The sequence below is a fragment of the Propioniciclava sp. LT432 genome, assembly GCF_059515965.1.
This window is the reverse complement of the sequence record NZ_JCAKNE010000011.1, coordinates 118,260-131,553: the sequence shown is the minus strand read 5'-3', so window position 1 is coordinate 131,553 and position 13,294 is coordinate 118,260. Positions and strand designations below refer to the sequence as shown.

The following is a 13,294-nucleotide window of genomic DNA, read 5'->3' as shown; positions in this document are numbered from 1 at the left end:
TCAGTGTCAGGGTGGTGGTACCGCGGTTGCGGTGGTTGGATCCTGACCATCAGTCGGCTGGTTCTTAGGCTTCGTGCCGGGAGTCCTTTTTGTGGGGATGTGGCGTCCATGCGTTTTGCCGTCGGCTGGTGGGAAGGAACCGGCCGGCGTGACTTGATAGGAGCGTGGCATCGCCCCCACTGAGATGTGTCCGCCGACCGGTTCCGACCGTCCTCCACTGATCAGGTGAAAGGAGGCAACCACCATGGTTGTCGTTGGTGTGGATGTTCACAAGCAGGCCCACACGTTCGTTGCGGTCGACGAGGTCGGCCGCAAGCTGGGCCAGTTCACGGTGAAAGCGACCAGCGAGGGGCACGCGAAGGCGTGGGCCTGGGCCACCGGCGAGTTCGGGGCCGAGTTGGTGTGGGCCATCGAGGACTGCCGGCACCTGTCGGCCCGCTTGGAACGTGACCTGCTCACGGTCGGGCAGAAGGTGGTGCGGGTGCCGCCGAAGATGATGGCCGAGCAGCGTCGGGTCGCACGGACGCGGGGGAAGTCTGATCCGATCGACGCGTTGGCGGTGGCGCGGGCGTTCTTGCGGGAACCCGATCTGCCGGTTGCGTCGCACGATGAGGGGTCACGGGAGTTGAAACTGCTGGTTGACTACCGGGAATCGTTGGTGTCGACCAGGACCAGGATCATCAACAGCTTGTTGTGGCGGATCCATGAACTCGACCCCGAGCGTGTGCCGGCGCCCCGGTCGCTTGACCGTCAGGCCACCCAACAGGCCTTGCGTGGGTGGCTGGTGGGTTTGCCGGGGATCGTGGCCGAGTTGGCCTTGGCGGAGCTCGACGACGTCGTTGCGCTCACGCGTCGGGTCAACGAGCTGGAGCGCAGGATTGCCGCCTCGGTGGTCAGGGTGGCCCCTTCGTTGGTGGCCATGCCTGGCTGCGGGGTGTTGACCGCGGCCAAGCTGGTCGGCGAGACAGCAGGTGTCACGCGGTTCGCGACCGAGGCCAAGTTCGCCCGGCATGCCGGGATCGCACCGATCCCGGTGTGGTCTGGCCGGACCGAAGGACGGGTCCGGTTGACCAGGTCCGGCAACCGGCAGCTGAACGTGGCGATCCATCGGATCGCCCTCACCCAGATCCGGCTGGCAGGCGGCCTCGGGAAGGTGTACTACGAACGGAAGAAGGCCGAGGGCATGTCCACCCCCGAAGCCCTGCGCTGCCTCAAACGACGCCTCGCCCGCATCGTCTACAACACCCTGAAGACCGACCACGAAGCGACCCTCGGGACCTGCATCCCGGCAGCCGCTTGACATAGGAGAAACGCATGCCCCGCCGCCGCATCCCCCGCCGCCGCATGGCCACCGCCGCCGCCTCGCTCGCCACGGGCTTCGGGCTCGGGGCCCTGGGCGTGGCCGGCTTCACCGCGTGGCGGCTGAACGGCCCGCGGCGCGCGTTTCCCGACTACGCGTTCACCCCCTTCGAAGTGCGGGCGGACGCCGAGGGCGTCCGCTTCGCCTCCGCCGACGGCGTCCCGCTGGCCGGGTGGTGGCTCGACCGGCCCGACTCCGAGCTCGTGGTCGTGTGCGCCCACGGGCACCGCGGCAGCAAGTCCGACCTGCTCGGGATCGGCTCGGGCCTGTGGCGCGCCGGCCACACGGTGCTCCTGTTCGACTTCCGGGGCAACGGTGATTCGGGCGACGGCCCCCTGTCCCTGTCGCACCACGAGCAGGCGGACCTCCGCGCCGCCATCGACCTGGCCGCGCGTCGGCGTCCGGACGCCCGTATCGCGGTCGTGGGGTTCTCGATGGGCGCGTCGACGGCGATCCTCGAGGGCGCGGACGACCCGCGCGTGTCGGCGTTCGTGCTCGACTCGCCGTTCACGTCGTTGGGCGACGTCGTGGCGGCCAGCTACCGGCGCCTCCGCCTGCCGTCGCGGCCGATCCTGCCGGTCGCGGACCTCGTCAACCGGCTGCGCCACGGCTACTCGTACGCCCAGGTCCGGCCGCTGGACGCCATCGCGCGGCTCGCACCGCGTCCCGTCCTGCTGATGCACGCGACCGACGACCAGGTGATCCCCTACGCGCACGCCGAGCAATTGGCGGACGCCGCTGGTCCGGCCTGCACGTTCGTCACGTTCGAGGACACCTACCACTGCGGCGGATACTTCTTGGACCGTCCGGGCTACATCGCCCGCGTGGACGCGTTCCTGCGGGGCTCTTGAATGTGAGCGTGTCGCTCGTCACGCTGGGTGGATGAGCATGGACGCACAGGACGGCAACCTCGACGGCCTCGAGGATCTGGACCCCGTGGAGACGGCCGACGCCAACCGCCCCTACGGCCAGGTGACCGCCGAGGACCTCGACACCCGCGAGCTGGTGTACGACGGCGCGGACGCGGCGCAGATGGTCCCGGATGACCCCAACGTGCCGGTGGACGCCGAACTGCACACCGACCCGCCGGGGGTGCACGAGTCGATCGACGAACGCGTCACCCAGGAGCAGGCCGACCCGGCCGCCCACGTCGCGTACGGGTACAACGAATCGGACACCGAGGGTGGACTCCCCGACGAGCCGGACGCCACGGCGTCCGAGCAGGGCTGAGCCCTGAGCATGGACCAGACCGTCGGGGCTGCCCTCGAGGATGACCACCGCCGCATCGACGCCCATCTGGCGGCGTTCGCGGCGTCCCTGGAGGCGGGCGAGCCGGACCTCGCGGAGTTGGTGGCCGGAGCCGAGGGGCTGCGCCACCACATCTGGGTCGAGGAGGAGGAGCACTTCCCGCCGCTGCGCGAGGCCGGGTTCGTGGGCCCGATCATGGTGATGCTGCGCGAGCACGGGCAGCTGTGGGACGCGCTGGACGCCATCGAAGCCGGCGTCGCCATCGGTGAGGACGTCACCGACCGCTGGAACCTCCTGGTCGAGGTGCTGGAGGCGCACAACCTGAAGGAGGAGCGCATCCTCTATCCCGGCGGTGACCAGGTGCTGGACGCTGACGCCATCGCCCGCGTGCAGGCCGCGCTGGCGTCCCCTCGGCCGAGCGACTGGGTGTGCGAGATGGCGGGCCGGTTCGGCTGACCCCACCAGACCCGGCCCCCCTCTCGCGCGTGATCAGGCGCGCTTGGCCACCTGCAGCAGCACCGGCTTGGTGACCTCGGCGAAGAAGTCGTTGCCCTTGTCGTCCACGACGATGAACGCCGGGAAGTCCTCGACCTCGATCTTCCAGACCGCCTCCATGCCCAGCTCGGGGTACTCCAGCACCTCGACGGACTTGATGCAGTCCTGGGCGAGGCGAGCCGCGGGGCCACCGATCGACCCGAGGTAGAAGCCGCCGTGGGTGGCGCAGGCGTCCGTCACGGCCTGGGAGCGGTTGCCCTTGGCCAGCATGACCTTCGAGCCTCCGGCGGCCTGGAACTGCGCGACGTAGGAGTCCATGCGTCCGGCGGTGGTGGGGCCGAACGAGCCGGACGCCATCCCCGCAGGCGTCTTGGCGGGACCGGCGTAGTAGACCGGGTGGTCCTTGAGGTACTGCGGCATCTCCTCGCCGCGGTCGAGGCGCTCCTTGATCTTGGCGTGCGCGATGTCGCGGGCGACGACGACGGTGCCGGTCAGCGAGACGCGGGTCTTCACCGGGTGCTTGGAGAGCTCGGCCAGGATCTCGTCCATCGGCCGGCTCAGGTCGATCTTCACCGCGGCCCCCTTGCCGGTGCCCGACACCCCTGACGCCTCGGCGTCCAGGTCGGCCGGGACGACGTCCGGCAGGTACTTCGCCGGCTCCATCTCGAGCTGCTCGATGAACGCGCCCTCGGGCGTGATCTTGGCCAGGCACTGGCGGTCGGCGGAGCAGGAGACGGCGATCGCGATCGGCAGGGACGCCCCGTGGCGCGGCAGCCGGATCACGCGAACGTCATGGCAGAAGTACTTGCCGCCGAACTGGGCGCCGATGCCGAAGTCCTGGGTGAGCTTGAGCACCTTCTGCTCGAACTCGACGTCGCGGAAGCCGTGCGCGCTCATCGAGCCCGAGGTCGGCAGCGAGTCGAGGTACTTCGCGGACGCGTACTTGGCGGTCTTCAGCGCGAACTCCGCCGAGGTGCCGCCGACGACGATCGCGAGGTGGTACGGCGGGCAGGCCGCGGTGCCGAGTGCGCGGAGCTTCTCGTCGAGGAAGCGCATCATCGCGTCCTCGTTCAGGACCGCCTTGGTCTCCTGGTAGAGGTAGCTCTTGTTCGCCGAACCGCCGCCCTTGGCCATGAACAGGAACTTGTACTGGTTCTCGTGGCCCGGCTGGGTGTCGGCGTAGAGCTCGACCTGCGCGGGCAGGTTGGAACCGGTGTTCCTCTCCTCCCACATGGTGATCGGGGCGTTCTGCGAGTAGCGCAGGTTGAGCTTGGTGTAGGCGTCGTAGATGCCCTGGCTGAGCGGGCGTTCGTCCGTGCCCTCGGTGAGGACGTGCTGGCCGCGCTTGCCCATCACGATCGCGGTGCCGGTGTCCTGGCACATGGGCAGGACGCCGCCGGCGGCGATGTTGGCGTTCTTCAGCAGGTCGAGCGCGACGAACTTGTCGTTGTCGGACGCCTCGGGGTCGTCCATGATCCTGCGCAGCTGGGCGAGGTGCGCCGGACGCAGGTAGTGCGCGATGTCGTGCATCGCCGTCTCCGCGAGCTGGGAGAAGACCTCCGGGGCGATCTTCAGGAACTGTCGGCCGTCCGGCCCCTCCACGGTCTCGATGCCGTCGGTCGTGACCAGACGGTACGGCGTCTCGTCGGCACCGATCGGAAGCATGTCTTCGTAGAGGAACTCGGCCATTTTCCACTCCTTCGTCGCAGGCAGGGGTCATTCTCCCACAGGGGCCCGGGCCGGGCCGCCCCGCGCTGTCCGCACGGACTTTGTCCGAATACTCGATGAAGCAGCAGCCCGCGGACGTGGCCCCGGATACACTGCGTGTCGGCCGGGCACTGCCGCCCGTCTTCCTGACAAGGAGAGATGGTTTGTTCGGAGATCCGGCGCACGCAGACACCAACGCGTTGTTGAACGAGTTGGCGCAGGCGCATCGACCCCTCGTCGTGTCCCATGGCGGCGTTGCGGTGGGCACCATCCCCAGCAACACGACCCTGGCCGTCCGTGCCGCGCTCCTGTCGGGGGCCGACGTGGTGAAGATCGACGTGTCGAGCAGCGTCGACCACAGCTTCTACGCGTTCCACGACGGGTTCGAGAACGAACTGTTGGGCGTGGACCGCAACATCCAGACGATGACGACCTCCGAGATCAACGACCTGACCTATCGGTGGAAGGACCGCCCCGGGCACCGTGCCCGCGTGGAGCGCCTGAAGAAGCTGCTGGGGGAATTCCGGGGACTTCCGGTCGTGTTCGCGCTCGACCGGTCCTGGTGGCGGTGGCCGACCCTGCTGCGCGTGCTGGACGGGCTCGGGATGACGAGCCAGGTGCTGCTGAAGGTGCCCGCGTGGGAGTACGACGCGATCGAGCGCTTGCGCCAGCACCGGACGAAGTACCCGGTGCTCGCCATCTGTTCCACCCTCGAGGAGGTGCAGGGCCTCCCGATCCACGACGACGACATCAACCTCGTCGGGGTGGAGCTCATCGCCCACGACGAGGACTACCCGTGGTTCCAGAAGGACACCATCGAGCAGTTGGACCGCGACCGCCTGCTCAGCTGGGTCAACTCGGAGACCCTGACGACCGGCATTCCGCTGTTCGGGGGCTACGACGACGAGAAGGCCATCGCCGAGAACCCGGCCGCCGCGTGGTCGCGGATCATGGACCTCGGCATCACCGCCGTCCAGACCGAGCTGCCCTGGTTGCTGCGCGACCTGCGGGCCCGGCTCGAACGCCCCTGACGGACGGCCGGGGCGCGGCCCTGGCGTCGGTCCGGCCCGGCGTCGGTCGGGTCCGGCGCGGTGGGTACGCTGGCGCCGTGGATGAGCAACAGCCCGAGCGGCGCCGGGACTGGTTCAAGGTCGTCGCCATCGTCGGGCTCGTGCTCGGCGGCCTGGCGATCCTGGCCGGGCTGGCGCTGGTGGTCTCCGCGTTCCTGGTCGTGGGGGCCTGATGTGCTGCCCCCGGAACTGACACCGCGTCCGGGTGAGGAACTCGACCCCGCGCCACGCCACAGTCGGGCGGTTCGCGTGGTCGCGATCATCATCGCCGTGGCGTTGCTGATGACCACGGTCGGCGCCCTGGTGGTGTCGTTCGTCCTCCCCCTGCCGATGTGAGGATCGGCACGCGCCTGCGGCTCACGCCCACGGCTCACGCCCGCGCACGACGGCGTCCCTCGATCACGTCCTGGAGCAGTTCGACCGTCTCCGGGAACAGGTCGAGCCGGAGACCCCGCGCCGTCCGGATGACGCGGTCAACAAGCCGTGCGACCTCATCGGAGCGTCCGGCAGCGTGTTCGGTGCGGATGCGTTCGGCGAGCAGCAGTTCGTCGTCCGGCATGGCGGACAGGGCGCGGTTCGCCGCCCAGCGGGCGGTCTCCAGGTCGCCCTGCTCGCGGGCCGTCCGGGTGGCCACGACGCCGATGTCCCGGACCAGGGCGGCGGCGTCCGACCGGAACTCCTCCGCCCAGCCCCACTGCCCCGGCGCGGCGTCCGCCAGCGGCTCGCCCCGAACCAACTCGAGCGCGGCGATGAGCCGTTCCGGGCGGGCCCGGTTCACACCGCCGGCCACCAGCAGGGACAACTCCTCCCAGTCGGAGGAGACGCCCTCGAGGGTGATGCGTCCCGAGTAGGCGTCCGGCAGGTACAGGCCACCGTCCGGACGGGCGCCCAGCCATGTGCGAAGGCGGCTCATGTTGGACCGCCGGGTGCCCTCGGCGACCAGGAGCGCGCTCACCATTTGGGCCGGCGAGCTGCCGGGGTGGAGGTGGAGCCACGCGCAGTACTCGATGCACTGGCGGACGGCCCGCGAGGGCTCGGGCCCGGCGCACCCGACCAGCTGGACCGGCCCGAGGAGGTTGAGCCGAGGGCCCGTCGCTTCCTCGGGCAACGGGACCGCCACGGGGCGCAGCGCGATGATGTTCACGTCGTCCTCTCGGGGAGCCCGCCACCAGGGGGCCTGCGTGGTGGTGGGATTGTTGGCGAGTCGGTAGAGGTCGGCGAAGGCGTCCGTGGCGTGGGCGGGGAGGGTCTGGGGCACCACGTCGAGCGAGGCTCCGGTCAGTCGCGGCATCCCGTCCCGCCGCGTCAGGACCCAGTCCGCCGACGTGGTGGCCTCCGAGGGGACGGGCACCACGGCCGCCACGCCACACGGGCGCTGGGCGATGGCCGCCTCCAAGCGAGCCAGCTGGGCCGCATCGGGCGCGACCTCGAACAGGACGAGCTGGGCCGACCAGGCCTCCGCCAGGTCCGGGTCGAGGCGGAGGTCGTCCCATTCCCGCTCCCCCAGGAACCGGGCCCGCTCCCGCACGAGGCGTTCCACCGTGGCGATCCCGGCCTCCACGTCGTCGTCGCAGAAGATGCGGCCCTCACCCGCCGACTCGGCGAAGTGGGGATTGTCGGTGACCACGAGGAGCCCCACCTCCTCCGCCCACGGCGAGCACGCGAGCTCGACGAGCATCGCGGACAGCACCTCTCCGCGAACCTGCGCCCCGTCATCGCGGATCCCGAGGACGCCCGAGGCCAGCGCGTCCACCAGGACGGTGTGACCGGGCTCGGACTCCCCCAGCGTCACCAGGGCGGGAAAGGCGACGGGATGGTCGACGTCCTCCAGCGCGGCCAGGGCGGACCACCCGATCACGAGGGACGCCCCGAGCCTGGTGAATCCCGGTGGGGCCGGAGGGTTCGCCTCCTCGAAGGTGAGGGTCAGGTCGTCCGGGGCGACGCTGGCATGGACGAGCCGCCCGGGCGTTTTGCCGCCCTCCCACCAGTGCCGGGACAGGAGCCGCATGGCCCGCCCCAGCAGGGCGGACCGATCAGCCGCCGGCTCGGCGACCCGGGTGAGGGCGGCCTCGTAGCGGGCGAGGTCGGCGCCGGGCTGCACGTAGCGCCGTCCGAGCGGACGCTGGTGCGCCTGGACCCGACGCCGCAGCCCGACGCCACCGATGACGGCGGCCGCGGACAGCGCCGTCATGCCGCCCACCAGGCCGACCGTCGGCGCGGCTTCCGCTCCGGGCGCGAGCAGGCGTTGTTCGGGCTCCGTGGGCGAGGCGTGCGAGACCGTGGCATCGGCCTCGGTCTCGAGAACTGGGGCCTCGGTCTCGGATGCTGCGGCCTCGGGCGGCGCCACGACCTCCGCGACCGGTGCCGGGACAGCCGAACCGGGCAGGGCCGTCATCGGGACCTTCAGGACCCACCCTGACAGGATCAGGTCCGGGTCGGGGATCCGTGCTGCGTTGAGGGCATGGACTTCCGGCCAGCGCGCCTCGTCGCCCAGGTGCTCCGCCGCGATCCCCCTCAACGTGTCACCGTCGCGGACGGTGACCAGGATGACCGGGTCGGGGATCGACAGGACGGAGCCGGGAACCAGCCGCTGCAGGGGATCGTCCTGCAACGCCGGGTTGGCGGCCACGATGTTGCGCCACTGGCTCCCCTCGCCGTGGTACCGCTCCGCCAGGCTCCAGAGGTCGTCACCGGCCGCCACGGTGTGGGTCGGGCCGGGGGCGGGGCGGTCGATGGGTGCGTCCTGCGTCTCGTGGCGGGGAGTGGGTGTCGCGTCCGACCGGGTGGCAGCCAGCACAGACGCGGGTTCGTCCGCCCGCAGGGGCGCCGCGTGCGCGGAGGTCGCCCCGGCCGCCAGGATGGTCGCCACCAAGGACGCGGCCAGCGCCCGCGGCACGGACAGCCCCGGCGTCGGGACACGGATCCGGTGTCCGGACACCACGAGGACCACCTCGACGACGAGGGCGACGGCCCAGGTCACCCAGGCGACCCAGGCCAGCGCCGTCAACGCGGCGAGCAACACGCGGATGTCCGTGGGGCTCCACAGGTGGATCGCGCCCCAGTCGGTGAACCCCCAGGCGACCAGGGCGACTGGGGGGACGACCGCCAGCAGGATCAGAGCGAACAGGGCCAGGACGCGACGCATCAGCTTCTCCCTCGATAGCGGTCGAGCGTGGAGGACGCCCGGCCCTCCACGGTCAGGGCGCCGGGCACTCCCGGCAGCAGGAGGTCTGCCAGCGGGACGGCGCAGTGGACCGTGACGTGCACCGAACCCGGCCGGCCCACGGGCAACGAGAAGTCGGACGTGTCGACCGACAGGTCCCAACTCCCTTTGCACTGGATGGTCGAGCCCGCGGCGTCCGATGCGACGACCGCCCGCGCACGCTCGGTCGCACCGGCGGCATCGCGGGCCAATGTCGCGGTGCGCGCGGCCGAGTCCGCCCATTGCTGGACGGCGAGGCGGGCCAGGGCGACCCGGCCGCCCCCGATCACCAGGCCGATGACCAGGAGGAGTGCCGGCACGAGCACGGCCATCTCGACCGAGGCGGACAGCCCGCGCTCCTGACGGCGGTTCGTCATGGGCGGGTCACCAGCTCGCGGGGGCGGGTTGCCTGCTGCGTGACCCGGGTCTGGCCCAGGTCGAGGAAGGTCGGCATCCGACCGCGCACGGTGGCCCGGGCGTTGTCGGCATCGACGACCACGTGCACCTGAAGGTCCGTCAGGCCTCCGGCAGCGGCGATCCTGGCGCCCAGGGCGCGGGCGTCCGCCTCGCCGACCCCCAGACGCGCCGCCTCCTCGGCGGCGACGACGGCGGCGTGTGAGGCGACCGTCCGGCCGTGCAGCCACAGGCCCACCTGGAGGGCGCCGAGCACGCACAGCAGCAGGGCGGGCACCAGGAGTGCCCACTCGACCGACCCCGACATTCCGCGCGCGTCCCTCGTCGGCAGCCGGCCGCCGCCGGTCATCCGCCGACCGCCAGGCCGGCCGCGCCGAGACGCGCCCCGACGAACAGGACGACAGCGCCCACGATGGTGCCGGCCACGGCGACAGCACCCGCAACGAGGAGGGCCTGTTCGGTGGATTGGGAGAGCCCTCGCTCGTCACGCTTCGTCAGCGTGGAGGGTCGCGTGGAGCGGAGGCGGTCGCGCCAGGTCAGGGCGGTGCCGAGGGCGCGGTGAACGAGGGCGCGCTGAGCGAGGGTCAGGGTGGTCATCGGGATTCTCCTTGGGGTGGGTGGTGGGGGTGGTCAGCCGCCGGTCACGAGAGTGAGCAGCGGTGGTGCGAGGAAGAACAGCCCGAACGCCAACGTGGGGATCACCATCCACGTCGTCATCCGTTCGGACATCTCGTTGGCCGCCATCTTCATGGCGCTGAGGTGGCCGTCGCGCAACTCGCGGACGCGTGCGCGCAACGCCGTCGACAAGGAGGCGCCCGCCTCGTCGAGCTTCATGACGTCCGCGAGGTCACGCAGCGCGGGGAGGTCGAGGTCGCGGCCCAGCTCCTTCAGGTCTCCGTAGGGTGCCCTCTGCTGGAGTCGCGACCGGTCCAGGGCCGCCCTGATCGAGGCGAAGACCGGGACGTCGGAGAGCGCAGCGGCGGCATGCAACGCCTGGGTGCCCGACTGGTTGGCGAGGCGCTCGAGCGTCACGAGGTCGAAGAAGGTCAGCAGGGCCTCGGTGGCATCCTCGGTCGCCTCGGCGCTGGCACCACGCAGCAGGACGTCGGGCGCGAACCAGCACACCAGCCCCAATCCGAGGCCGGCGACCACCGGGAGGGGTGAGATCTCGTCGAGGGCCACCCACGCGACGAGGGCGAGGAGGAACGGAGCGAGCAGGCCCACACCCGCCAGGACCACCTTCCGGGTGTAGTGGCTGGTCAGCGAGCGACCCCGCAGCCGCAGGTTGCGCTCCAGCTCCGGACGGGCGACGACCTGACGGCCCCGGATCCACCAGGCACCGAGACGCTCCAGCCCCCTCGCTCCTGCCGCGTCGAGCACCTCCTCGTCCGACGGGACGTCCCGGTCGAGCGCACCCAGGGCGTCCGCCAGCCGGGCGTGGCGGGGACGGAAGGCCAGCACGACCAGGCACAGCCCGAGCCCCACCAGGGCACCCGGCAGGATCAGCAGCCACGGGGTCATGACACGCTCCTCAGGATCCGCTCGCGGTCGCGCGGGAGCGTCATCCGCCGGAGCATCACCAGGGACCCGACGTAGGCCACGATGAGGCCGGCGAGGATCGCCTGGCCCAGCGGGGTTCCGTACGGGGCGAAGAAGTCGCGGGCGAACAGCAGGGACACCGTGAGGAGCACCAGGGTGATGAGGGTCACCTGCTTGACCACCACGCGCGGCTTGGCCCGCTCCGCCTCCACCTCCCGCAGCACCTTGAGGCGTTCCTGGATCGAGTCCGCGAGGGCGTACAGGGTCGTCGTGGCGCCGCCTCCGCCGCGCTGGCTCGCCAGGACGAGGCTGGCCAGCACGGCGTCCGCGTCGGCCGAGTCGAGGTCGTCCGCCATGGCCAACAGCGCCTGCGGCACCGGCCACCGGTCGTCCAGTCGCCGGATCAGCAGGACGAGGTGGTCGGCGAGCAACGGAGGTGGCGTCCGGGCCGAGAGCCGGAGCGCGTCGGTGATCGACTTCCCCGTGGCCATCGTCGCGGCCATCCCACGCACCCATCGGTCGAGGGCCTGGAGCGACTCGACCTGGCCCTGCCGCGGCGCCCTGAGCAGGTGGGGGACGCCGTAGAGCCCGGCCGGAACCACCAACAACATGATCGGCCACTGCGTCCACAAGGTGACGGCGATGCCGCCGGCCACGCCCCCGACCAGCGTCAGGCGCGACCGGCCGGACGCGCTGCGCAGGTTGTCCACAGCCTTCCTCCACAGGCCTGTGGAGGACCGTCGCGGTGTGGCCACGAGAACGCCGGCAGCGGACGCCGCCAGGATCACCAGGCCTGCAGCCAGGAGCATCCCCGCCAGCACGGCCGCCAAGAGGCTCATCGGGACGCCCGCCAACTCGCGAGGAACGGCTTCAGCTCGTCCATCATGCGCGCCTCGGGCTGGAACCGTTCCGGCTCGACCTCCGTCGCCGCCTGGTACACGAGGTGGCTGACCGGACGGTTGCCCTCCATCGCACCGGTCAGCGCTATCACCTGCGACACCTGCCTGGTGCGGACGCCGCCGCGCCACGTCTCGTCGCGGAGGTGCACGTGGACGATCAGGCCGATGTGCATCGCGATCTGCCGGTAGGCCTCATCAACCGTGAGCACGCCGCCCTGCGCGACGCGCGCGGCCAGGCGGTCCATCGTCGAGGCGGCCGAGTGGGAGTGCGTCGTACTCAACGTTCCCGCTCCGGACTGCATGGCTTCGAACATCGCGCCCGCCTCCACCCCGCGGACCTCCCCGATCACCAGGCGGGCGAGGTTCTGGCGCAGTGCCTCGGGGATCAGCTGCGCGACGGAGAACTCGCCGACGTGCCGCCCGTCCGCGACCTCGCCGAGCCCCACGCGCGCCTGGAGTGCCAAGATGTTCCGGCGACCGGGCTGCAGGTGGGTCAACAGCTCGTAGTCCGTCTCCAGAGTCCCGAACCTCTCGTTCTCAGCGATGGATGCGATGAGAGCGCGCAGCAGGGTCGTCTTGCCCGCACCCTGGTCGCCGGCGATCACGATCGAGGTGCGATTCAGCACCGCCGCGTGCAGCAGGCGCCCCACGTCGTCCGGCATCATGCCGCGATCGACCAGTTCGGGCAGGTCGATCGTGGTGAGGATGTGGTGTCGGATGACGATGGAAGGACGGAACGACAAGCCGAAACCGATGGCATGGAGGCGGTGGCGGTCGCCGAGCGCCAGGGTCATGGTGGGGTGGGCGTCGTCGAACGGACGCGGTGGGTTGACGGACTCGCCGAGGAACCGGATCGCCTCGACCAACTCCTCGTCCGAATCGGCCACGGGCGGCAACTGCTCGCGATGGCCGTCCCCGTACTGGACGACGACCGAGTCGTACCCGTGGATCTCGATGTTCTCCACGTCCGGCAGCTCGAACAAGGGCTGGAGACGGCCGTAGCCGAAGATGGCGTCCTCGAGCGCCAGGGCGTACGTGTTCTCGCGCTCCACCGTCCACAGCTCACCGAGCTGGATCCGCTCCTCGGCGTGCGCGCGGACGACGCGAGCGATGATCGAACGCGCGAGCAGGCGGCGATCGGCGTCCGGCATCGGGGTGCCCGCACGCTCGGCGTGCGCCTCCGTCTCGCGCGTCACCTGGTCGGACGCGCGGCGACGCAGCACGACGATCAGCCCCCAGTCGACGGCGTCGTCACCGCGGAGGGGCACCGCCGCGCGACGGAGTTCCTCGGTGCCCACGGCCCAGTCCGCCGGCTCCCCGGCGAGCAGGGGGATGTCCGCCAACCGCTTCATCGTCCCGC

Annotated in this window: 15 protein-coding genes; 7 read left to right on the top strand and 8 right to left on the bottom strand. The window is 71.0% G+C overall.

Annotation, left to right across the window (positions count from 1 at the left end):
- Positions 1-244: 244 nt before the first annotated feature.
- Genes AC5YDV_RS07915 through AC5YDV_RS07900 form a run of 4 tightly spaced genes read left to right on the top strand, consistent with a single transcriptional unit; the run spans position 245 to position 3,064 of the window.
- Positions 245-1,300 carry an IS110 family RNA-guided transposase gene (locus AC5YDV_RS07915; RefSeq protein WP_496182335.1) on the top strand — a complete coding sequence of 352 codons (1,056 nt, stop codon included), beginning with the start codon at positions 245-247 and terminating at the stop codon, positions 1,298-1,300.
- Positions 1,301-1,314: 14 nt separating this feature from the next.
- Positions 1,315-2,211, top strand: coding sequence for an alpha/beta hydrolase (locus AC5YDV_RS07910; RefSeq protein ID WP_496182671.1), 897 nt, complete (start codon positions 1,315-1,317; stop codon positions 2,209-2,211).
- A 31-nt stretch (positions 2,212-2,242) separates the two neighbouring features.
- Complete coding sequence (locus AC5YDV_RS07905) at positions 2,243-2,590, top strand: hypothetical protein (protein WP_496182670.1); 348 nt, start codon at positions 2,243-2,245, stop codon at positions 2,588-2,590.
- A gap of 9 nt (positions 2,591-2,599) precedes the next feature.
- A complete protein-coding gene (locus tag AC5YDV_RS07900) occupies positions 2,600-3,064 on the top strand; it encodes a hemerythrin domain-containing protein (RefSeq protein WP_496182669.1) in 465 nt (154 codons plus the stop codon).
- A 33-nt stretch (positions 3,065-3,097) separates the two neighbouring features.
- Here the strand turns inward: AC5YDV_RS07900 and AC5YDV_RS07895 are convergent, their stop codons facing one another.
- Complete coding sequence (locus AC5YDV_RS07895) at positions 3,098-4,792, bottom strand: fumarate hydratase (RefSeq protein ID WP_496192463.1); 1,695 nt, start codon at positions 4,790-4,792, stop codon at positions 3,098-3,100.
- 95 nt (positions 4,793-4,887) lie between these two features.
- Between AC5YDV_RS07895 and AC5YDV_RS07890 the strand changes: the two genes are divergently transcribed.
- From AC5YDV_RS07890 to AC5YDV_RS07880, 3 genes are all read left to right on the top strand, one after another.
- Positions 4,888-5,841 carry a glycerophosphodiester phosphodiesterase family protein gene (locus tag AC5YDV_RS07890; protein ID WP_496192462.1) on the top strand — a complete coding sequence of 318 codons (954 nt, stop codon included), beginning with the start codon at positions 4,888-4,890 and terminating at the stop codon, positions 5,839-5,841.
- A gap of 77 nt (positions 5,842-5,918) precedes the next feature.
- Positions 5,919-6,053 carry a hypothetical protein gene (locus AC5YDV_RS07885; protein ID WP_496182666.1) on the top strand — a complete coding sequence of 45 codons (135 nt, stop codon included), beginning with the start codon at positions 5,919-5,921 and terminating at the stop codon, positions 6,051-6,053.
- A gap of 1 nt (position 6,054) precedes the next feature.
- Positions 6,055-6,216 (top strand): hypothetical protein, encoded by a 162-nt coding sequence (locus AC5YDV_RS07880; protein ID WP_496182665.1) that lies wholly within the window; start codon positions 6,055-6,057, stop codon positions 6,214-6,216.
- A gap of 34 nt (positions 6,217-6,250) precedes the next feature.
- Here AC5YDV_RS07880 and AC5YDV_RS07875 read toward each other — a convergent pair whose 3' ends face one another.
- Genes AC5YDV_RS07875 through AC5YDV_RS07845 form a run of 7 tightly spaced genes read right to left on the bottom strand, consistent with a single transcriptional unit; the run spans position 6,251 to position 13,286 of the window.
- Positions 6,251-9,025: a LysM peptidoglycan-binding domain-containing protein gene (locus AC5YDV_RS07875; RefSeq protein WP_496182664.1), complete on the bottom strand. Its 2,775-nt coding sequence runs from the start codon at positions 9,023-9,025 to the stop codon at positions 6,251-6,253.
- Entirely contained in the window at positions 9,025-9,459 is a 435-nt protein-coding gene (locus AC5YDV_RS07870; protein ID WP_496182663.1) for a TadE/TadG family type IV pilus assembly protein, read from the bottom strand. Before AC5YDV_RS07870 ends, AC5YDV_RS07875 begins: the two co-directional genes overlap by 1 nt.
- Entirely contained in the window at positions 9,456-9,845 is a 390-nt protein-coding gene (locus tag AC5YDV_RS07865; RefSeq protein ID WP_496182662.1) for a TadE family protein, read from the bottom strand. The genes AC5YDV_RS07870 and AC5YDV_RS07865 overlap by 4 nt, the downstream gene beginning before the upstream one ends.
- Positions 9,842-10,093, bottom strand: coding sequence for a hypothetical protein (locus AC5YDV_RS07860; protein WP_496182661.1), 252 nt, complete (start codon positions 10,091-10,093; stop codon positions 9,842-9,844). Before AC5YDV_RS07860 ends, AC5YDV_RS07865 begins: the two co-directional genes overlap by 4 nt.
- Before the next feature lie 33 nt (positions 10,094-10,126).
- On the bottom strand, positions 10,127-11,017 hold the full coding sequence (locus AC5YDV_RS07855; protein ID WP_496182660.1) for a type II secretion system F family protein: 891 nt from the start codon (positions 11,015-11,017) through the stop codon (positions 10,127-10,129).
- Positions 11,014-11,874, bottom strand: a complete 861-nt coding sequence (locus AC5YDV_RS07850; protein WP_496182659.1) for a type II secretion system F family protein — start codon at positions 11,872-11,874, stop codon at positions 11,014-11,016. Before AC5YDV_RS07850 ends, AC5YDV_RS07855 begins: the two co-directional genes overlap by 4 nt.
- Complete coding sequence (locus AC5YDV_RS07845; protein ID WP_496182658.1) at positions 11,871-13,286, bottom strand: TadA family conjugal transfer-associated ATPase; 1,416 nt, start codon at positions 13,284-13,286, stop codon at positions 11,871-11,873. Before AC5YDV_RS07845 ends, AC5YDV_RS07850 begins: the two co-directional genes overlap by 4 nt.
- Positions 13,287-13,294 lie beyond the last annotated feature (8 nt).